This window comes from Microbacterium sp. Leaf320, from assembly GCF_001423485.1.
Taxonomy (GTDB): domain Bacteria; phylum Actinomycetota; class Actinomycetes; order Actinomycetales; family Microbacteriaceae; genus Microbacterium.
Window position 1 is genome coordinate 250,020 of sequence record NZ_LMOD01000005.1, and the last position, 17,930, is coordinate 267,949.

Here is a 17,930-nt window from a genome sequence, read left to right on the forward strand (position 1 = left end):
GATGACGGCCCAGACGACGACGCCCACGGCGTCGCATCATTCGAGCGCGCACGTCGACCCGGCCGCGCAGGTCGCGGACGCCGGATTCGTTCCGGTTCAGACGCGTTCCGAGCGCCCGCATTCGTTCGAGCCGGCGGACTTCGGTGCGCCGACCGGCCGCGAGGTCAACTGGAAGCACACGCCCGTCGCGAAGCTCTCGCCCCTCTTCGAGGTCGCGGGCTCCGCTGAGGGAGTGAGCTACACGTTCGGCGCAGGAGAGCAGTACGTCTCCGCGCCGCTCGCCGCCGGCGACGCTCCTCGTGGCGAGGTCTTCCTCGCCGAGGACATCACCGCGGCCATCGCGTGGCAGGGCTCGCCCGAGGCTCTGCACATCCGCATCCCTCGTGAAGAAGAGGTCGCAGAGCCGATCCTCGTGTCGATCGACGGTCTCGGCGCAGAACTGCGCGCGGATGCCCACATCGTGATCGAGGCGCTCGAGCACAGCTCGGCCACCGTCGTGCTCCAGCACACGGGCGCCGCGCAGTACTCGCAGAACGTCGAGATCATCGTGCGCGACGGAGCCAAGCTCACCGTCATCAGCCTGCAGCAGTGGCAGGATGCGGCCGTGCACACCTCGGCGCACCAGGCGCGTGTCGATGCGGATGCCACCCTCAAGCACTTCGTCATCAGCTTCGGTGGCGGCGTCGTGCGCGTGAACCCGAGCGTCGAGCTCGCGGGCGCCGGATCCGAGGGCTACCTCTACGGTCTGTCGTACGCCGATGCGGGGCAGCACCTCGAGAGCCAGGTGTACCTGCATCACAAGGGCCCGCACACCAAGGGCGACGTGCTCTACAAGGGCGCGCTCCAGGGTGAGGGTGCGCACAGTGTGTGGATCGGCGACGTGCTGATCGGCGCCGATGCGACGGGCACCGACTCGTACGAGGCGAACCGCAACCTGGTGCTCACCGAGGGCGCTCGCGCCGACTCGATCCCGAACCTCGAGATCGAGACCGGAGACATCCTCGGTGCCGGCCACGCCAGCGCCACCGGGCGTTTCGACGACGAGCAGCTGTTCTACCTGCAGGCTCGTGGCATCAGCGAAGAGGAAGCACGCCGCCTCGTCGTGCTCGGATTCCTCACGGACATCGTCCAGCGTCTGGGCATCCCGGCCCTGGAGGCCGAGCTGCTCGACGCGGTCGAGACGGAGCTCGCCGAGGTGAACGCGTGAGCGCCGAGCGCGTGTGCGGCGTCGCGGAACTCGAGCAGGACATGCCGATCCGTGTCGAGCCGAACGGCGTGCCGATCACCGTGATCAAGGACTCCGAAGGCGTGATCCACGCCATCGGAGACACCTGCACGCATGGCGACATCTCTCTCGCCGAGGGCTTCGTCGAGGGTGACACCGTGGAATGCTGGGCCCACGGCTCGGCGTTCTCCCTGCTCACCGGCAAGCCCCAGAATCTCCCCGCTTATGAGCCCGTTCCGGTCTACGTCGTCGAGATCGACGGCGACGACGTGCTCATCGACCCGACTGTGACGAAGGAAGTCTGAATGTCTGTTCTTGAAATCCGCGACCTGCATGTGACGGTCGAGACCGAGGCGGGGACCACTCCGATCCTCAACGGCATCAACCTCACCATGAACACCGGTGAGACGCACGCCATCATGGGCCCCAACGGCTCGGGCAAGTCGACCCTCGCGTACACGATCGCCGGACACCCGAAGTACACCGTGACCTCGGGGTCGATCACCTTCGACGGCCAGGACGTGCTCGAGATGAGCGTCGACGAGCGCGCTCGCGCCGGCCTGTTCCTCGCCATGCAGTACCCGGTCGAGATCCCGGGCGTCACGGTGACGAACTTCCTCCGCACCGCCAAGACGGCACTCGACGGCGAAGCCCCCGCGATCCGCGGCTGGACCAAGGACGTCAAGGCGGCCATGGCGAACCTCCGCATGGACCCGAAGTTCGCGCAGCGCAACGTCAACGAGGGCTTCTCGGGTGGCGAGAAGAAGCGTCACGAGATCCTCCAGCTCGAGGTGCTCAAGCCGAAGTTCGCCGTCCTCGACGAGACCGACTCCGGTCTCGACGTCGACGCCCTGAAGATCGTCTCCGAGGGCGTCAACCGCGCCAAGGAGTCCACCGGTCTCGGCGTTCTGCTCATCACGCACTACACGCGCATCCTCCGCTACATCCGTCCCGACTTCGTGCACGTGGTCGTCGCGGGCAAGATCGTCGAAGAGGGCGGCCCTGAGCTCGCTGACCGGCTCGAGGACGAGGGATACGACCGTTTCCTCGACCCCGCAGCCCCCGTCGAGGCGTAGGCTGATTCGCATGACAGCCACCCTCACGGACGAGAAGTACGACGAGGTCACCGAGGCTCTCAAAGACGTCATGGACCCGGAGCTCGGGATCAACGTCGTCGACCTCGGTCTCATCTACGACCTCGCATGGGATGACGAGAACGATGCTCTCGTCATCCACATGACACTGACCAGTGCCGGCTGCCCCCTGACCGACGTCCTCGAAGACCAGACCGCACAGGCTCTGGACAGCGTCGTCGACCGCTTTCGCATCAACTGGGTGTGGATGCCGCCGTGGGGTCCGGAGAAGATCACCGACGACGGCCGCGACATGATGCGCGCCCTCGGCTTCGCCATCTGAGGATGCTCGAGGTCAAGGCTCTGCCTCTGGCCGAGCTCCGCGAGCGCAGCAGCGAGAAGTGGCGGGAGTATCCCGCCGATGTGCTTCCGCTGTTCGTCGCGGAGACCGACTTCCCCCTCGCGCCCGCGATCTCGGCGGCGCTCAGCCGCGCCGTCGAGACGGGGGACACCGGGTACATCGCGTCGCGGACGCCGCTGCCATCCGCGTACGCTGCATTCGCCCGTCGGCGATTCGGATGGAACGTAGATCCTGCACGCATGCGCAGCACGGCGGACGTGAGCATGGGCATCGTGGAGATCCTCCGTCGCGTCACCCAGCCGGGGGAGCGCGTCGTCATCACGCCACCCGTGTATCCGCCGTTCTACGATCTGGTCGCCGAGGCGGGCGCCGAGGTCTCGCGCGTTCCGCTGCGCGACACAGGCACGGCGTGGGAACTCGACCTCGACGGCATCCGTGCCGCGTTCGAAGGCGGCGCGACCGCCATCCTGCTCTGCAACCCGCACAATCCGACCGGGACCGTCCACAGCCGCGACTCTCTCGCCGCATTGGCCGAGATCGCCGATGAGTTCGGCGCGTCCGTGATCTCTGACGAGATCCATGCGCCGCTGGCGCAGCCGGGCACCGGCTTCACGCCGTTCCTCGAAACCGGTGAGGCCGCCGAGCGGGTCGGATTCGCGGTCGTCAGCGCCAGCAAGGCCTTCAACCTCGCAGGCCTCAAATGCGCACTGATGGTGACGGCATCCGACGCTACGAGCGAGGTCGTGCGTGGCCTGCCGATCGAGGTCGTCTGGCGCACCGGGCAGTTCGGCCTCCTCGCCGCCGTCGCCGCGTTCTCGGAGGAGAGCGATGAATGGCTCGACGGACTGCTGAGGACGCTCGATGCGAATCGAGTGCTGCTCGAAGATCTGCTGGCCTCGAAACTTCCCGAGGCGCGCTACCGGATGCCGGACGCGGGCTATCTCGCCTGGATCGATCTCTCGGGGCTCGGGTGGGGCGAGAACCCGGCGCGCCGCATCCTCAAGGAGGCCAGGGTCGCGCTGCACTTCGGCCCGGCCTTCGGAGACGAAGGAGCGGGGTACGTGCGTCTGAACTTCGGCACGAGCCCTGAGATCATCACCGAAGCCGTCGAGCGCATCGCGGCGCTTGTGGAGAGGTGACCGTGCAGAGGTGACTGCGCGGAGGTGACAACGCGATAGGCGAAGGCGTCACCGGAGCCGTCGATCGCCCGCCTCGTCGTCTACTGTGTCTCTCGCCAGTGCTGTCACGCCGAGGTCGAAGATCCGATCCAGCCCCGCGGTGACGTCGACCGCGTCGCCTCCGGGGAGGGCGCCGTGGCTGTCGGCGTGCATGCGCTGCTGCACGAGCGTCGCGTGACCGAGGATGAAGTGCAGGAGGGCGACCGCTCGCTCCGGGGCGTCTTCGGCTCCCACGCGATGCAGAGAGTCTTCGAGCGCCGTCTGCGCCTGCGAGGAGCCGAGCTGCAGTGCGTACGTGCTGAGCACGAGTTCTGCGCCGTCGCGATACGTGAACAGGGCGTCGCGGATGCTGCGCGCTGTCGTCAGCACATCGGCGTCATCACGCGGGATGGTCGAGGTGATGCGGTCGGCGAGGTCGGCGAGCAGCTCCTGTTTGCTCGTGAAGTGCCAGTAGAGCGCGCTCGGCTGGACATCCAGCCTGCTCGCGATCCTGCGCATCGAGAGGTCGGCGAGCCCGACCTCGTCGAGGAGCGCCAGGGCTGCCCGAGCGACACCGTCGCGATCATGGCGGGTCGAGTTGTGATCGGGGCTCATGTTCTCACTATAGTGAACACCGTTCAGGTGAACAGTGTTCAGGAAGGTGTCGGATATGACGCAGCAGCGAGGCGACCTCGGTCGCGAACTGGCCAGAGTGGCGATCTTCGCCGCCCTCATCGTGGTGCTCGGGATGGTGACGATACCGATCCCCGGCGGGGTGCCCATCACCGCGCAGACTCTCGGCGTGATGCTCGCCGGCGCCGTTCTCGGCCCGCGGCTCGCTCCGCTCTCGATCCTGCTCGTGCTCGCCCTCGCGGCCGTCGGTCTTCCGGTTCTCGCAGGAGGACGCGGTGGGCTCGGCGTGTTCGTCGGTCCCACCGCCGGGTACCTGCTCGGGTGGGTGGCCGGAGTCGTCGTGATCGGACTGATCGTGCACCGGGGCAGGCTCACGTGGTGGCGCATCGCGCTCGGCACCGTGGTCGGCGGCATCCTGGTCGTCTATCTGTGCGGGATCCCCATCACAGCGCTCGTCCTCGGCCTCGACCTCGCGCCGACGGCCGTGGCCGCCCTCGTGTTCCTGCCGGGGGATCTCCTCAAAGCCGCAGCAGCTGTGGCGCTGACACTCGCACTGCGGCGCGCCTACCCGAGGGCTTTCGACGCTCGGGCGGCCCTCGCGCCCGCACCGGTCCGTGCGCTCTGAGACGAGTCACGCGCGCATCGCGCTCAACGGGGTGACCGTCGAGCGCGATGGCCGACGGATCCTGCGCGATGTCAGCGTCGATCTCACTGCCGCGCGCATCGCGGTCATCGGCGCGAACGGATCGGGTAAATCGACCTTCGCCAGGCTTCTCAACGGGCTCGTCGTGCCCACGTCGGGGAGGGTGAACGTGCACGGCCTCGACACGCGACGTGACGTCACCGCATTGCGGCGCCGCGTCGGATTCGTGTTCACCGATCCGCAGGCCCAGCTCCTGATGCCGACCCCGGCCGAGGACCTTGCGCTCTCGCTGCGCGGCCGGCCCAGGGCAGAGATCGATGCGCGGGTCGCCGATGCGCTCGCTGAGCACGGACTCGCTGAGCGGGCGGACGTCGCGGTATCGGAACTCTCAGGCGGTCAGAAGCAGCTCCTCGCACTCGCGTCAGTGCTGATCACGCAACCGGAGCTGATCGTCGCGGATGAGCCGACGACCCTGCTCGATCTGCGCAATGCCGGGCGCATCGCCGGCCTCCTGCTCGCCCAGACGGCACAGGTCGTCATCGTCACGCACGATCTCGACCTCGCGGCACGCTGCGACCACGCGGTCCTGTTCGACGACGGAGCTGTCGTGGCGGCCGGCGAGCCGGGCGCCGTGATCACGGCCTACCGGAACCTGTGCCGATGATCCAGACCTACAGGCCGGGCACGAGCATCTTCCATCGGATGCCCGCGGGGGCCAAGCTCGCGATCTTCGCCGCACTCGCGATCGGGCTGTCCGCGTATCCGCATGATGCCTGGAGTGTCGGCGTCACCGTGAGCGGTGTCTGCGCGCTCTTCGCCCCCGCCCGCCTGCCGCTGCGTGTGCTGGCAGCCGAAGTGTGGCGCCTCCGCTGGCTCGTGCTCGTGCTCGGAGGAGCGCTCTGGATCTTCGTCTCGCCACTTGTGGCCTGGATCAGCACCGCACGCGTCCTCTCGCTCGTCCTGCTCGCCTCGCTGCTCACGATCACGACGCGAATGGGCGATCTGCTCGGTGTGCTGCAGCGCATGCTCCGCCCGTTGCGGCGTCTCGGTCTCGACGCGGACGCCGTCTCGATGACGATCTCGCTCACGATCACGATGATTCCGGTCGTGGCATCGTTCGCCCACGAGGTCAGGGACGCGCAGCGGGCGCGAGGGGTTCGGCCGGGGCTTTGGGGCGTCGTTCCCCTTCTCGTTCGCACGCTACGCCACGCGGACGACGTGGGCGATGCTCTCGCCGCTCGCGGTCTGGTGTGAGCGCCGAGCCAGTCGAAGCGCCCAGAGCATCCCGCAGACCCCGACGGCCGCGGTCAGCACAGTCGTTCCGAGTACGAGCGGCAAGACGACGGCTGTGAGCCCCGCGGCCACGGCGCCGATCACGCGGCGAGGCGACTCCGTGAGCAGGGGAGACGGTCGGGTCTCGAATCGGGTGAGCGTGACGGCCACCGCAGCGGTGAGGGCGAGTGCGGCCGCGAGCCAGAGCGGACGCGTGATCCACCAGGCGACGCTGCTCGGTTCGGGGAGCGCCAGGCCCGTCATCAGCGCCGCGACGGCCGAGAGCCCGGCCATGCCGAGAAGCACCGGCATGTGCCAGAGGTAGATCGTCATGGTGCGACGGTTGATGAACACGGCTAAGGCGGCCGCCCGTGGGCGGCGGCTGAACGTCTCGATGCGGCCGCGGAACAACGACACGGCGCTCAGATGCACTACGCCGACGAGCAGGAGCGCTCCGGTGGGCGGGTTGATGTTCGCGATCAGGTCGGGGGAGTAGATGCCGCTGACGAACGTCGCGACGAGCACTGCGGCCGCCGCCGCGCCGCAGAGGGCTCTGCAGCGCCTGCTCAGACGCTCGATCGTTCCATCCGCGAGGAAGAATCCGATCTGCTGCAGTGCGAGCCACACGAAGGCGAGGTTGAGGAACCCCAGGCCGTCGACACCCGACAGTGCTCGGAGCCCGTCGACAGCGAGTGATGCCGCCACCAGCGCCGCCAGCATCGCCTTCGGCGCCCTGTCATGCGCACTCGCCAGCATCGGCAGCAGGGCCTGGCAGAGCAGGAAGACGCCGAGGAACCAGAGCGGCTGACCGTAGCGGAAACCGGCGATCACCACGAGCTCCGCAGGCACCCCGGCGAGGCTCAGCATCGCGAGAGCCATGCCCACGATCCCGATCGCGAACACGGCCGGCCGGAGGAGTCGGTGTACACGAGCTGCCACGAAGCCGGACGCGGTGCCGCCGCGCTCTCGCTGCCGCCGGTGGGCCAAAAAGCCCGCGAAGCCGCCGATGATGAAGAACAGCGGCATGACCTGCAGCATCCAGCTCACCGGCATGATCCACGCGGTGCCGTCGCTGGCGTTCTCGAAGACGGGGGCGCCGTCGACCACGGTGACACCCACCATGATCGCGTGCAGCAGCACGACGCCGACGACGCAGACTGCACGCAGGAAGTCGATCGCGGTGTCTCGACCACTCGGCATCGGAGCGTGCTGAGCGGTGAGCGGGGGTGTCTCGACGATGGTCATCGTTCCTCCTCGGATGGGTGTCCGAGGAGCGTATGAAGACGATGTCGGGTCGCGGATCAACCCGTGGGGCTGTTCGCACCCCTACCGAGGGGTGATGTCTCGCCGACGTTCACGACGCAGGCTCGACGAGCCCGGTGTCGTAGGCGAGGATCACGGCGTGCACGCGGTCGCGCAGCCCGAGCTTGGCGAGCACCTTGCCGACGTGAGTCTTGACCGTCTGCTCGGCGATGAAGAGGTCGCCTGCGATCTCGCTGTTCGATCGACCGCCGCCGATGAGCACCAGCACCTCGCGTTCGCGTTCGGTGAGGTCGGCCAGCGCGGCGGCTGCCCGAGGCGTGCGCGGCCGGCGACCGGCGAACTGCTCGATCATCCGCCGGGTGACGCTCGGCGCGAGCAGCGCGTCGCCGCCCGCGACCACGCGCACGGCATGGACGAGTTCTTCGGGGAGAGCATCCTTCAGCAGGAATCCGCTTGCGCCTGCTTCCAGGGCGTCGTAGACGTAGTCATCGATGTCGAAGGTCGTGAGCATGAGGATGCGGGGCACGTGGGCCGCGGGATACCCGGGTCCCAGGATGCGCCGTGTCGCCTCGATCCCGTCGACCTCCGGCATCCTCACGTCCATCAGGATGACGTCCGGGTCGAGGCGGGCTGCGAGGGTGACGGCGTCGGCGCCGTTCGCCGCCTGACCCACGACGCGGATGCCCTCGTGGGCGTCGAGGAGTGCCGCGAAGCCTGCTCTGACCATGGCCTGGTCGTCGGCGATGAGGACGCTGATGGTCACGGGGTCTCCTCCAGGGATGCAGTGGGGTCGGTGCGCGGATCCGGGTCGCGCAGCGGCAGGGACGCCGCCACCTCCCAGCCGCCGTCGGTGATGGGTCCCGCCGTGAAGGTGCCGCCGAGCAGTTCGACGCGCTCGCGCATACCGCGGAGTCCGTATCCGCCGCCGGTCGCTGCAGGAGGAGCGGAGGTACGGCCGTTGCGCACGCGGATGCTGATCGCGTCGGCGTCCGCCTGCACCCGGACGGTCACCGGCGCGCCGGACGCGTGCCGCACAGCGTTGCTCAGCGCCTCCTGTGCGATGCGGAACGCGGCGATCTGCACGGCCTGCGGTGCGTCCGCGACGGCCCCGGTGATCTCCAGCCCGACGGTCACTCCGGCTCGTCGCATGGTGTCGACGAGTGCGGGGATGTCATCGATGTCCTGCTGCGGGGCGAGCTCGGCGGTCTGATCCTCGGTGCGCAGGACGCCGAGCATCCGTCGCATCTCGGTGAGGGACGCCCGTGCGGTCGCCGCTATGCTGTCGAACTCGGCGGATGCCGCGTCGCCGATCTCGGGAAGCCGATATCGCGCGGTGGATGCCTGCACCTGGATCACCGACATGCTGTGTGCGATCACGTCGTGAAGCTCACGGGCGATGCGTGTGCGCTCCTCGACGAGTCCCCGGCGGGATTCCTCGAGGGCGGAGTGCTCGCGCTCGCGCGTGAGCTCGGCCGACACGCGCACCCGACCGGCGACCAGGACGGCGACCAGGAACATCGCCGCGGCCACGGAAGTGGTGACGATCATGTCGGCGGTCGTGCTGCCGGCCGTGGGCGCGGTGGCGACGATCTCCGGGCGCAGCAGGGGAGCCGTGAGAGAGAGGACGGCACCGATCACGAGAGGGAAGGCGCCGAGCCTGGCACCGTGCATGAAGGCCATGACGCCGACGAAGAGCACGAAGGTCAGGAGGGCGGGCACCGACCACGGCCAGGGCGACTCGGTGGCGAGCGTCGGGACCACGAGCAGGGGAAGGGTGAAGGCGGACGCGCAGAACGCCGCGATCGCCCAACGGGGGTGTGTCAAAGCCAACAGAGGTGATCCGCAGAGGGCCGCGGCCAGGATGAACGACAGGGGGAGGGACGTGCCGTAGAGAACGGTCTGGATCGGCACCAGCACCGAGAACAGCACGATGCACGCCGCACCGAGCGCCGCCACGGAGGCGGTGCGGCGGCTGATGCGGGGAGCGCGCTCGATGCGCGGCCGACGACGTGCCATGACTGTCATCCTGCCAGCTGTGCAAGGGGAGCACGTCGCCGACGGGCGGCTGCGACTCGGTCGATCACGAGCCCGATGACGAGCGCCACGGCGATCCCGATCCCGGCGCTGAGCAGCGGCTGCTCGGTGACCCACGAACCGGCGAGCAGTCCGATGGCGAGGCTCAGTGCGCTCCAGCTGACTCCTGCCACGACGCTCAGCGGAAGGAACCGTCGCCACGAGAATCGGAGGGCGCCGGCGGACATGTTCACGGCGACCCGACCGACGGGGATGTAGCGGGCGCCGAGGATGAGGGCGGCGCTGCGCTGCTCGAGTGCGCTTTCGGCGTGGGCGAATGCGGCCGCCACTCGCGGGCGACGCATCCAGGCCCATCGGGTGGTGCCCAGGCGCCGTCCGAGGGCGAACGCGATGTTGTCGCCGATCGCGGCGCCCAGCGCGGCGATCAGGCCCAGGGGGATCAGTGCCCAGAACTCACCCGTCGACGCCAGCACCGCCGCCGCGGCGACGAGGACCGTCTCGCTCGGCACCGGCGGGAAGAACCCGTCGACGACGGTCACCGCGAGCAGCACGACGTACAGCCAGGGCGATGCGACGGTCTGCATGATGAGCTCGTTGATAACATCCACCCCAGAAGGCTAGGAAGCAGGTGGCACGTGGGGCATCACCCTGAGGTATCGACCGCATCCCCCCTGAGAGGTAGATCGACCGACCGCCCGACGCGCGTCGGCGAGATCACGGTGCATGGGCTCGTGGTCGACGGCGAGACGCGCTGCGAGCACTATCGCGGTGCTCTCGACGTCATCGCGATCGCGTTCGCCTGCTGCGGTGACTGGTACCCGTGCCATCTGTGCCACGAGGAGGTCGCTGATCACGAGGCGCGGCAGTGGGCGCGGGGTCAGCGTGCGACGCCGGCTGTCCTGTGCGGTGTGTGCGGGGCGAAGCTGAGCATCCACGCCTACCTCGACGCACAGGGGTGTCCTGAGTGCTCGGCCGGTTTCAATCCGGGATGCCGGCTGCACCACGATCTCTACTTCGACTGAACGCGGTACGTCGACTGAACGCCCAGCCGAGCGATCTATACTGGGAGTTTGGCCCCTCGGCCGCTTCCCCTTGAAAGAACGGACATCCCGCCTGTGCTTGCCGTGCACGAACTCGAGATCCGCGTGGGCGCACGCCTCCTTATGGAGAACGTGTCGTTCCGTGTGAGCGACGGAGACAAGATCGGTCTCGTCGGCCGCAACGGTGCAGGCAAGACCACGCTCACCAAGGTGCTCGCCGGTGACGTCCTCCCGTCGGGCGGCAGCGTGACCCGGTCGGGTGAGCTCGGCTATCTTCCGCAGGATCCCCGTTCGGGCAACCCCGAAGACCTCGCACGCACCCGCATCCTCGACGCGCGCGGACTCGGTCAGCTCAACCTCGGGATGGCCGAAGCAGCACTCGCGATGGGATCAGACGACCCCGCGGTCGCCGAGAAGGCGATGAAGCGCTACGCGCGCCTGACCGAGGAGTTCGAAGGGCAGGGTGGGTACGCCGCTGAGGCTGAGGCGGCATCCATCGCGAACAACCTGTCGCTGCCCGACCGCATCCTCGACCAGCCGCTGTCGACGCTGTCCGGTGGTCAGCGCCGTCGCATCGAGCTGGCCCGCATCCTGTTCTCCGATGCCGAGACCATGATCCTCGACGAGCCGACCAACCACCTCGACGCCGACAGCGTGGTGTGGCTGCGTGAGTTCCTCAAGAACTACAAGGGCGGGCTGATCGTGATCAGTCACGATGTCGAGCTCGTCGGCGAAACCGTCAACCGCGTCTTCTACCTCGACGCGAACCGCCAGATCATCGACACCTACAACATGAACTGGAAGAACTACCTGCGTCAGCGGGTGGCCGACGAGGAGCGCCGTAAGAAGGAACGCGCCAACGCTGAGAAGAAGGCCACGACCCTGCAGCTGCAGGCGGCCCGCTTCGGGGCGAAGGCGTCGAAGGCCGCTGCCGCTCATCAGATGATCGCGCGTGCCGACAAGCTGCTCGCCGGCCTCGACGACGTCCGCCAGGAAGACCGCGTCGCAAAGCTGCGCTTCCCGAAGCCGGCTCCCTGCGGCAAGACCCCGATGATGGCGACCGGACTCTCGAAGTCCTACGGCTCACTCGAGATCTTCACGGATGTCGACCTCGCGATCGACCGCGGTTCGAAGGTCGTCGTGCTCGGGCTGAACGGCGCGGGCAAGACGACGCTGCTGCGCATGCTCGCGGGGGTCGACCAGCCCGACACCGGCCAGCTCGAGCCGGGACACGGCCTGAAGGTCGGGTACTACGCGCAGGAGCACGAGAACCTCGATGTGAATAGATCGGTCCTCGAGAACATGGTGTCGGCCGCACCGCACATCACCGAGATGGAAGCGCGCAGGGTGCTCGGCTCGTTCCTGTTCACGGGCGATGATGTGCTGAAGCCCGCCGGAGTGCTCTCCGGAGGCGAGAAGACCCGTCTCTCTCTGGCGACCCTCGTGGTGTCGTCGGCCAACCTGCTGCTGCTCGACGAGCCCACGAACAACCTCGACCCCGCCTCGCGCGAGGAGATCCTCGGCGCTCTCGCGCATTACGAGGGCGCTGTCGTGCTCGTCTCGCACGACCCGGGAGCGGTGCAGTCGCTCAATCCCGAGCGCGTGCTGATCCTGCCGGACGGCGTCGAGGATCTCTGGAGCCAGGAGTACCAGGACCTCATCGAGCTCGCCTGACCTGCGCCGTCCGCAGTCGGTGGCATAGTCGAGAGCGTGACGGACGAACAGGAACTGGACCTTCTCTCGCTCAACGAGTGGTTGAAAGGCAGGCACGCTCTCACCGGGGTCGCCCCGGTCTGGGATATCGGTGCGCTGCCCGAGCAACCGAGCGCGCTCTTCGCCCGCTGGCTGCGCGAAGCATCTGACGCGGGCGTGGCGGAGCCGCACACCGTCACCCTTGCGACCGTGGACGCGAACGGTGTCCCCGATGCCCGCACGCTCATCCTGAAGAGGATCGACGAGCGCGGGTGGGCGTTCGCCAGCACGAGATCCTCTCGCAAGGGCGCGCAGCTCGCCGCCGTACCCGCGGCGGCGTTGAACTTCTGGTGGCAGCCCCAGGTGCGTGCGGTGAGAGTGCGCGGACGCGTCGAAGAGGCGACGGCCGAGGAGAGCGCGGCCGACCTCGCCGCGCGCTCTGCATCGGCGCGTGCCGATATCGCGGCCGGTGACTGGACGCTCTGGCGACTGATCCCCACGCGGGTCGAGTTCTGGCAGGGATCGAGAGACCGACGTCATACGCGTGTGGTCTACGACGCGGTGGGTGAAGGGTGGTCACGGACCATCATGGGCGGTGCCACGGATCGGGTGACGGAAGGTCGAGAAGCGTGAAGGGCTTCCAGGTCATCGAGATCGGTGCCCTCGATGAGTGGCGCGAGCATCATGGCGGGTTCGATGCGGCGCGTTCGCGCGACGGACGCCGGGTCGTCGATCACGAGCTGACGATGCAGTACATCGGTCTCACCGCGAATGCTCTCGCCCCTGGTGAGGAGGCAGGCTACTGGCACGTCCACTCCCGCGTCGAGGAACTGTACGTCTTCCTCGACGGTCGAGGACAGATGGGGCTGGACGACGAGGTCGTCGAGGTCGGTCCCGGCACAGTGATCCGCGTCGGACAGGACGTCGCCCGCACCTGGCGCGCTCGACCCGACAGCACCGGCGAACTGCGCTGGCTCTGCATCCGAGCCGGCGGCGCAGAGCTTCCGCACCTCCCCGACGACAGCTCCCGTCTTCCCGAGAGAGCGATGCCGTGGGCGGACTGACCGATGGATGAGACTCTCGCGCCTCCACCGCACCACGCACCGGTTTTCATCGACGACTTCTCTCGAGGGCTCGACGAGGAGAGGTGGATCGCCCACTACCTCCCGCAGTGGACCGTGCCGGAGCGGTCGCAGGCGCGGTATTCGATCGTCGAGGCGGGCCTGCAACTGCGAATCGAGAGCGACCAGCTCGATTGGCGGGAAGAAGATGCGCCGCTCCGCGTGTCGAATGTGCAGACCGCGGTCTTCTCCGGAGCCATCGGGTCGACGCGGGGGACTCATCGGCATCGTCCGGACGGTCTCGAGGTGCGCACAGAGATGCCGTCGCGCCAGTTGTTCGCTCCGACCCGTGGACGGATCGATCTGACGGTCGCTGCCACCACCGACGAGGGATGCATGCTCGCAGCCTGGCTGGTAGGCACGGAGCAGCGCTCCGAGGAAGACGCGGGCGAGATCTGCATCTTCGAGATCGACGCCGACGCCATCTCGACGACGACACGAGCGCGGACCGGTATCAAGGCCCACCATGACCCGAGCCTCATGACCGACATGGCCGAAGTGGTGCTTCCGTTCGACGCGAGCGAGATGCACACCTGGACCGTCATCTGGGGCGACGGTGAGACGGTGATCGGCTGCGAGGGGCGCGTGCTGCGGCGCATCGCGCAGTCTCCGGACTATCCGATGATGCTCCTGATCGATCTCTTCGAGATCGGCGCTCCGTCTGGTGGATATCCCAAGACAGCCGTCATCTCCGAGGTGAGGGCCTGGTGCTGAGGCGCGTCAGCGCGCGTCGAGGAGCTCGTCCTCGACATCCGCATCCCTGTCGCGGCGCCGAGACTTCTTGACCGGAGCGGGAACGCCCTCGACCTCTTCACGGTGCTTCACGATCTCGGTGCGGATGATGTAGCCGATGAACACGAACCCCATGAGTGCGAACAGGATCCATTGGATCGCGTAGGACAGATGCGGACCAGGGTCGTCGGTGGGGGAGCCGAAGCCGCCCAGCGTGCCTTCTCCTGCCGGATCCTCGCTGACGATCTGCCCATAAGCGCTCGTGATCACATCGCCGTCGACCAGCTCGGCGATCGAGGGGAGGTTGATCGTCGGTACCTGGCCTTCGGGCGCGCCTCGTCCGGATGCCGGAAGCTGCTCGCCCGGACGCAGTCGCACGATGACCTCGACCTCGCCCGCCGGGGGAGCAGGAACGGCGTCGGCGGAATCCCCGTCTCCTGGTGGCACCCACCCGCGGTCGACGATGAACACCCGCCCGTCGACGTCACGGAAAGGGACCAGTACTTCGAAGGCGCTCGTGCCGCCGTGCGGGCGGTTGCGCACGAGAAGCTGCTCATCGGCGACGTACTCGCCGGTGAGCACGACCGGGTGCCACACATCACCGGGATCGAGTGATCCGTCGGTGCCGATGAGGTCGGCGAGCGGCACGGGATCCGCGTCGTAGTTCTTCTCGACCAGAGCGATCTGCTCGGATCTTGTCTCGTTCCGGTCGAACTGCCAGTTGGACAGGAAGGCGCAGGCGATCGCGAAGCCGATCGCGACCAGCACGTACACGGTCCATCGACCCATTCGGGCGCTCATGAGGGGACACCATCTCTCACGGTCACGGGGAAGTCCCTTGCTGCAAGGTAGTCACGGAGGAAGCCGACATGGTCAGCGCAGGCGAGCCAGATCTTCTCGCGGTCAGCGGCGTGGATGCGCGGATTGCGCCACACCACCTGCATGGTCGCGGTGTTCCGGCATCCGGCCCGCGAGCACTCCAGTTCACTCACTCGCGATCCTGGCGGCTTTCGTGGATGGTGAACACGCCGGGGGCGGCCTCCGGTACGACCGGGAGCGTCTCGGCCGGCGCGGGAGCTTCGAGCTCCTGCACGGGCGACTCTGCGATGGTCTCGGTGCTGTCGCTGCCGGCGTTCGCGAAGACGACCGCGATATAGGGCAGCACGGCAGCAGCGAGAGCGAAGACCCAGGTGTACCAGCCATAGGGCTGGATGAACATCATCAACGCGAAGCACACGATTCTGATCGCCATCGTGAGGACGTATCGGCGCACGCGGTGGTCTGCCTCGTCCTGCGGCGACTGCGGCAGGGAGGTGACAGCAGGGACCGGGTGCTTGCTCTTCACGATGACTCCAGCCTACGCCGGTGTGGGCGCGACGGCGCGCCCACACCGGCTCAGAGAGGCGCGCGTCAGGAGGAGAAGATGAACGGCAGTGTGAAGGCGCCGAAGAACACGAAACTGATGATGGTCATGACGATGGTGATCACCAGGAAGCCGACCATGATGTAGCCCATGATCAGGCCGGCGAAGGCCATGCCGCGACCACCGATCGCCGGGTTCGCCTTCGTCTGGCGCAGCGCCATGTGGCCGGTGATGACGGCGACGATCGAAGCGAGCAGCGGGATGAGCGCCCAGAACAGGACGATGCCCGCGATCCCGCAGATGAGCGAGGTGACGGCGAGTCCGCTCGTCGGGCGCGCAGGCGGATAGATCGGAGCGGCGTAGGTCGGGTATCCCGCACCGGGCTGACCCGGAGCGGGGGCGCCGTACTGCTGCGGGGCTGCGCCGTAGGGCTGGACGGCGGCTCCGTAGGGCTGCTGTGCCGGCGCCGCGCCGTAGGGCTGCTGTCCGGGTGCGAACGACGGCGCTGCACCAGGGTAGGACTGCGTCGGCGCGGCGGCGGGGTACGACGGTGCGGGGGCGACGGGGTACGCCGGACTCTGCGGAGCCGACGGGGCCGACTGGTAGGGCGCTGCCGGCGGCGCCGGGGGCGGCGTCCGCTGCTGTCCGCCCGGAGGGGTGGGGATGCTGTTGTCGCTCACGGTGAGGCCTTTCGTCGAGATCAGCGTCCCAGCCGGGGCAGGGGCTGTCAAACGCGCACCCGATCGAGTCACGGCATCATCGGTAGGATCGATGACGACCCGGCCCCGACCCCACCGGCCAGATCAGGAGTGGAAAATGAGTTCTCGCGTCGTCCTCGTCACCGGCGGCAATCGCGGCATCGGCCGTGCGATCGCCGAACGATTCGTCCGCGACGGATACCGCGTCGCCGTCACGGCGCGCAGCGGTGAAGGTCCCGAAGGCACACTGACGGTCCGCGCCGATGTCACCGACGCCGCTGCACTCGATGCCGCGTTCACCGAGGTGGAGCAGCAGCTCGGACCGGTCGAGATCGTCGTCGCGAACGCGGGTATCACCAAGGACACTCTTCTGCTGCGGATGAGCGAGGACGACTTCGACAGCGTCGTCGCGACCAACCTCGGCGGCACGTTCCGCGTCGTCAAGCGCGCCTCGAAGGGGATGCTCCGTGCGCGCTTCGGCCGCGTGATCCTGATCTCCAGCGTCGTCGGCCTGTATGGCTCGGCGGGCCAGGTGAACTATTCGGCGTCGAAGAGCGCGCTCGTGGGCTTCGCCCGATCGCTGACGCGCGAGCTGGGCGGCCGCGGCATCACCGCCAACGTCGTCGCGCCCGGCTTCATCGAGACCGACATGACGGCGGAACTCCCCGAAGAGACGCAGAAGCAGTACAAGGCGAACATCCCGGCAGGGCGCTTCGCGACTCCCGACGAGGTCGCGGGCGTCGTCACCTGGCTCGCCGGCGACGACGCGGGCTACATCTCCGGCGCCGTCATCCCTGTGGACGGCGGACTCGGGATGGGGCACTGAGTCGAGCGCAGGGCTGAGCCGAGCACCGCACTGAGTCGAGCACAGCACTGAGTCGAGTGCAGCACTGAGTCGAGTGCGGGGCGCTGCGTCAGCGGCGGGTCACCGCCGCATCGATGAGGTCCGCCAGCCTGCTCGGCACCGAGAACTGCGGCCAGTGACCTGAGCCGATGCGCACGACCTCGGCGTCGGCGATCGCCCGGAACTCGTCGGCGTACGGGCCCCACTGCTCGAGCTCGGAGTCGAGCGTCTCTCGGTCCATACTGCCCATGAGCAGGGTCACAGGGACTGCGTGCCGAGCCCCGGGGCCGAGCGTGATCTCGTCAGTGGGCACTCTGGCCGGCACGCTTCGTGCGAGAGGCGCGGTGCGCGCGCGGGTCTCGTCATCGAGATCGTCGACGTCTTCGGCAGGGAAGAAGTCCCAGCCGGGGAAGGGCACCACGCCGTCGACCACCTCGAACTCGCTGATGCCGAAGCCGGAGGGCGGCGGCACGGTGTCGACGAACACAGCCCTGGTCACGACGTCTGGGCGCGCATCTGCGACGCCCCAGGCGACGTTGCCGCCGCCGCTGTGCCCGACGACCACGACGGGCCCGCCGACTGCATCGACCGCGGCCACAGCGGCGTCGACCCAGTCGGAGATTCCGATCGCGGATGACTCGGTGGCGGGGGATCCGACGCCGGGCATCGTCAGCGGATGCACGGTGTGACCTGCGCGCTCGAGATCTGCGGTGACGTCGTTCCAGCTGGAGGCATCGAGCCAGAGGCCCGGGATGAGGATGATGTCCATGGCCCGACGA

24 protein-coding genes are annotated in these 17,930 nt (G+C 68.1%); 14 read left to right on the forward strand and 10 right to left on the reverse strand.

Translation table 11 applies throughout. The features are described from left to right. The first annotated feature begins 1 nt into the window (after nucleotide 1). Genes sufD through ASF63_RS17130 form a run of 5 tightly spaced genes read left to right on the forward strand, consistent with a single transcriptional unit; the run spans nucleotide 2 to nucleotide 3,798 of the window. Complete coding sequence (gene sufD / locus ASF63_RS17110) at nucleotides 2-1,207, forward strand: Fe-S cluster assembly protein SufD (protein ID WP_056516885.1); 1,206 nt, start codon at nucleotides 2-4, stop codon at nucleotides 1,205-1,207. Then, complete coding sequence (locus tag ASF63_RS17115) at nucleotides 1,204-1,530, forward strand: non-heme iron oxygenase ferredoxin subunit (RefSeq protein ID WP_053096453.1); 327 nt, start codon at nucleotides 1,204-1,206, stop codon at nucleotides 1,528-1,530. The genes sufD and ASF63_RS17115 overlap by 4 nt, the downstream gene beginning before the upstream one ends. Beyond that, nucleotides 1,531-2,301 carry a Fe-S cluster assembly ATPase SufC gene (gene sufC, locus ASF63_RS17120; protein WP_056516888.1) on the forward strand — a complete coding sequence of 257 codons (771 nt, stop codon included), beginning with the start codon at nucleotides 1,531-1,533 and terminating at the stop codon, nucleotides 2,299-2,301. A 10-nt stretch (nucleotides 2,302-2,311) separates the two neighbouring features. Then, nucleotides 2,312-2,641, forward strand: coding sequence for a metal-sulfur cluster assembly factor (locus tag ASF63_RS17125; protein WP_042537580.1), 330 nt, complete (start codon nucleotides 2,312-2,314; stop codon nucleotides 2,639-2,641). 2 nt (nucleotides 2,642-2,643) lie between these two features. After that, the gene (locus ASF63_RS17130; RefSeq protein WP_056516891.1) at nucleotides 2,644-3,798 is read left to right on the forward strand and encodes a MalY/PatB family protein; all 1,155 of its coding nucleotides are present in this window, start codon (nucleotides 2,644-2,646) and stop codon (nucleotides 3,796-3,798) included. Between the two features lie 48 nt (nucleotides 3,799-3,846). Here the strand turns inward: ASF63_RS17130 and ASF63_RS17135 are convergent, their stop codons facing one another. Next, nucleotides 3,847-4,431 (reverse strand): TetR family transcriptional regulator, encoded by a 585-nt coding sequence (locus ASF63_RS17135; RefSeq protein WP_056516894.1) that lies wholly within the window; start codon nucleotides 4,429-4,431, stop codon nucleotides 3,847-3,849. Between the two features lie 55 nt (nucleotides 4,432-4,486). Between ASF63_RS17135 and ASF63_RS17140 the strand changes: the two genes are divergently transcribed. Genes ASF63_RS17140 through ASF63_RS17150 form a run of 3 tightly spaced genes read left to right on the forward strand, consistent with a single transcriptional unit; the run spans nucleotide 4,487 to nucleotide 6,346 of the window. Then, entirely contained in the window at nucleotides 4,487-5,074 is a 588-nt protein-coding gene (locus ASF63_RS17140) for a biotin transporter BioY (RefSeq protein WP_056516898.1), read from the forward strand. Then, a complete protein-coding gene (locus ASF63_RS17145) occupies nucleotides 5,064-5,756 on the forward strand; it encodes an energy-coupling factor ABC transporter ATP-binding protein (RefSeq protein ID WP_082478302.1) in 693 nt (230 codons plus the stop codon). The genes ASF63_RS17140 and ASF63_RS17145 overlap by 11 nt, the downstream gene beginning before the upstream one ends. Then, entirely contained in the window at nucleotides 5,753-6,346 is a 594-nt protein-coding gene (locus ASF63_RS17150; RefSeq protein ID WP_056516901.1) for an energy-coupling factor transporter transmembrane component T family protein, read from the forward strand. Before ASF63_RS17145 ends, ASF63_RS17150 begins: the two co-directional genes overlap by 4 nt. Here ASF63_RS17150 and ASF63_RS17155 read toward each other — a convergent pair. From ASF63_RS17155 to ASF63_RS17170, 4 genes are all read right to left on the reverse strand, one after another. Then, complete coding sequence (locus tag ASF63_RS17155; RefSeq protein WP_056516904.1) at nucleotides 6,293-7,609, reverse strand: acyltransferase family protein; 1,317 nt, start codon at nucleotides 7,607-7,609, stop codon at nucleotides 6,293-6,295. The genes ASF63_RS17150 and ASF63_RS17155 overlap by 54 nt on opposite strands. 109 nt (nucleotides 7,610-7,718) lie before the next feature. Beyond that, nucleotides 7,719-8,390 carry a response regulator gene (locus ASF63_RS17160; RefSeq protein ID WP_056516907.1) on the reverse strand — a complete coding sequence of 224 codons (672 nt, stop codon included), beginning with the start codon at nucleotides 8,388-8,390 and terminating at the stop codon, nucleotides 7,719-7,721. Next, the gene (locus ASF63_RS17165; RefSeq protein WP_056516911.1) at nucleotides 8,387-9,643 is read right to left on the reverse strand and encodes a sensor histidine kinase; all 1,257 of its coding nucleotides are present in this window, start codon (nucleotides 9,641-9,643) and stop codon (nucleotides 8,387-8,389) included. The genes ASF63_RS17160 and ASF63_RS17165 overlap by 4 nt, the downstream gene beginning before the upstream one ends. Nucleotides 9,644-9,648: 5 nt before the next feature. Next, nucleotides 9,649-10,269: a DedA family protein gene (locus ASF63_RS17170; RefSeq protein WP_056516914.1), complete on the reverse strand. Its 621-nt coding sequence runs from the start codon at nucleotides 10,267-10,269 to the stop codon at nucleotides 9,649-9,651. 111 nt (nucleotides 10,270-10,380) lie between these two features. Between ASF63_RS17170 and ASF63_RS17175 the strand changes: the two genes are divergently transcribed. From ASF63_RS17175 to ASF63_RS17195, 5 genes are all read left to right on the forward strand, one after another. After that, on the forward strand, nucleotides 10,381-10,683 hold the full coding sequence (locus tag ASF63_RS17175) for a CHY zinc finger protein (RefSeq protein WP_082478335.1): 303 nt from the start codon (nucleotides 10,381-10,383) through the stop codon (nucleotides 10,681-10,683). 93 nt (nucleotides 10,684-10,776) lie between these two features. Beyond that, complete coding sequence (locus ASF63_RS17180; protein WP_056516917.1) at nucleotides 10,777-12,375, forward strand: ABC-F family ATP-binding cassette domain-containing protein; 1,599 nt, start codon at nucleotides 10,777-10,779, stop codon at nucleotides 12,373-12,375. A 36-nt stretch (nucleotides 12,376-12,411) separates the two neighbouring features. Continuing rightward, the gene (locus tag ASF63_RS17185; RefSeq protein ID WP_235560848.1) at nucleotides 12,412-13,026 is read left to right on the forward strand and encodes a pyridoxamine 5'-phosphate oxidase family protein; all 615 of its coding nucleotides are present in this window, start codon (nucleotides 12,412-12,414) and stop codon (nucleotides 13,024-13,026) included. Beyond that, nucleotides 13,023-13,457: a cupin domain-containing protein gene (locus tag ASF63_RS17190; RefSeq protein WP_056516920.1), complete on the forward strand. Its 435-nt coding sequence runs from the start codon at nucleotides 13,023-13,025 to the stop codon at nucleotides 13,455-13,457. Before ASF63_RS17185 ends, ASF63_RS17190 begins: the two co-directional genes overlap by 4 nt. A 3-nt stretch (nucleotides 13,458-13,460) precedes the next feature. After that, complete coding sequence (locus ASF63_RS17195; protein ID WP_056516923.1) at nucleotides 13,461-14,228, forward strand: hypothetical protein; 768 nt, start codon at nucleotides 13,461-13,463, stop codon at nucleotides 14,226-14,228. 6 nt (nucleotides 14,229-14,234) lie between these two features. Here the strand turns inward: ASF63_RS17195 and ASF63_RS17200 are convergent, their stop codons facing one another. From ASF63_RS17200 to ASF63_RS17215, 4 genes are all read right to left on the reverse strand, one after another. Next, entirely contained in the window at nucleotides 14,235-15,047 is an 813-nt protein-coding gene (locus ASF63_RS17200) for an SURF1 family protein (RefSeq protein ID WP_056516926.1), read from the reverse strand. Further along, a complete protein-coding gene (locus ASF63_RS17205; RefSeq protein ID WP_056516929.1) occupies nucleotides 15,044-15,238 on the reverse strand; it encodes a hypothetical protein in 195 nt (64 codons plus the stop codon). The genes ASF63_RS17200 and ASF63_RS17205 overlap by 4 nt, the downstream gene beginning before the upstream one ends. After that, nucleotides 15,235-15,591, reverse strand: a complete 357-nt coding sequence (locus ASF63_RS17210) for a DUF3099 domain-containing protein (protein ID WP_056307322.1) — start codon at nucleotides 15,589-15,591, stop codon at nucleotides 15,235-15,237. Before ASF63_RS17210 ends, ASF63_RS17205 begins: the two co-directional genes overlap by 4 nt. A 65-nt stretch (nucleotides 15,592-15,656) precedes the next feature. Further along, a complete protein-coding gene (locus ASF63_RS17215; protein ID WP_056516932.1) occupies nucleotides 15,657-16,289 on the reverse strand; it encodes a DUF4190 domain-containing protein in 633 nt (210 codons plus the stop codon). 136 nt (nucleotides 16,290-16,425) lie between these two features. Between ASF63_RS17215 and ASF63_RS17220 the strand changes: the two genes are divergently transcribed. Next, entirely contained in the window at nucleotides 16,426-17,133 is a 708-nt protein-coding gene (locus ASF63_RS17220; protein WP_056516934.1) for a beta-ketoacyl-ACP reductase, read from the forward strand. A gap of 88 nt (nucleotides 17,134-17,221) precedes the next feature. On the opposite strand, the gene ASF63_RS17225 is transcribed toward ASF63_RS17220, so the two are convergent. Continuing rightward, on the reverse strand, nucleotides 17,222-17,920 hold the full coding sequence (locus ASF63_RS17225) for an alpha/beta fold hydrolase (protein WP_056516937.1): 699 nt from the start codon (nucleotides 17,918-17,920) through the stop codon (nucleotides 17,222-17,224). Nucleotides 17,921-17,930 lie beyond the last annotated feature (10 nt).

Bases quoted from the DNA above. Each gene is read 5' to 3' on its own strand.
- sufC (WP_056516888.1), top strand. From the start codon at position 1,531: ATGTCTGTTCTTGAAATCCGCGACCTGCATGTGACGGTCGAGACCGAG.
- ASF63_RS17140 (WP_056516898.1), top strand. From the start codon at position 4,487: ATGACGCAGCAGCGAGGCGACCTCGGTCGCGAACTGGCCAGAGTGGCG.
- sufD (WP_056516885.1), top strand. From the start codon at position 2: ATGACGGCCCAGACGACGACGCCCACGGCGTCGCATCATTCGAGCGCG.
- ASF63_RS17225 (WP_056516937.1), bottom strand. From the start codon at position 17,920: ATGGACATCATCCTCATCCCGGGCCTCTGGCTCGATGCCTCCAGCTGG.
- ASF63_RS17165 (WP_056516911.1), bottom strand. From the start codon at position 9,643: ATGGCACGTCGTCGGCCGCGCATCGAGCGCGCTCCCCGCATCAGCCGC.
- ASF63_RS17155 (WP_056516904.1), bottom strand. From the start codon at position 7,609: ATGACCATCGTCGAGACACCCCCGCTCACCGCTCAGCACGCTCCGATG.
- ASF63_RS17130 (WP_056516891.1), top strand. From the start codon at position 2,644: ATGCTCGAGGTCAAGGCTCTGCCTCTGGCCGAGCTCCGCGAGCGCAGC.
- ASF63_RS17200 (WP_056516926.1), bottom strand. From the start codon at position 15,047: ATGAGCGCCCGAATGGGTCGATGGACCGTGTACGTGCTGGTCGCGATC.
- ASF63_RS17150 (WP_056516901.1), top strand. From the start codon at position 5,753: ATGATCCAGACCTACAGGCCGGGCACGAGCATCTTCCATCGGATGCCC.
- ASF63_RS17195 (WP_056516923.1), top strand. From the start codon at position 13,461: ATGGATGAGACTCTCGCGCCTCCACCGCACCACGCACCGGTTTTCATC.
- ASF63_RS17135 (WP_056516894.1), bottom strand. From the start codon at position 4,431: ATGAGCCCCGATCACAACTCGACCCGCCATGATCGCGACGGTGTCGCT.
- ASF63_RS17220 (WP_056516934.1), top strand. From the start codon at position 16,426: ATGAGTTCTCGCGTCGTCCTCGTCACCGGCGGCAATCGCGGCATCGGC.
- ASF63_RS17125 (WP_042537580.1), top strand. From the start codon at position 2,312: ATGACAGCCACCCTCACGGACGAGAAGTACGACGAGGTCACCGAGGCT.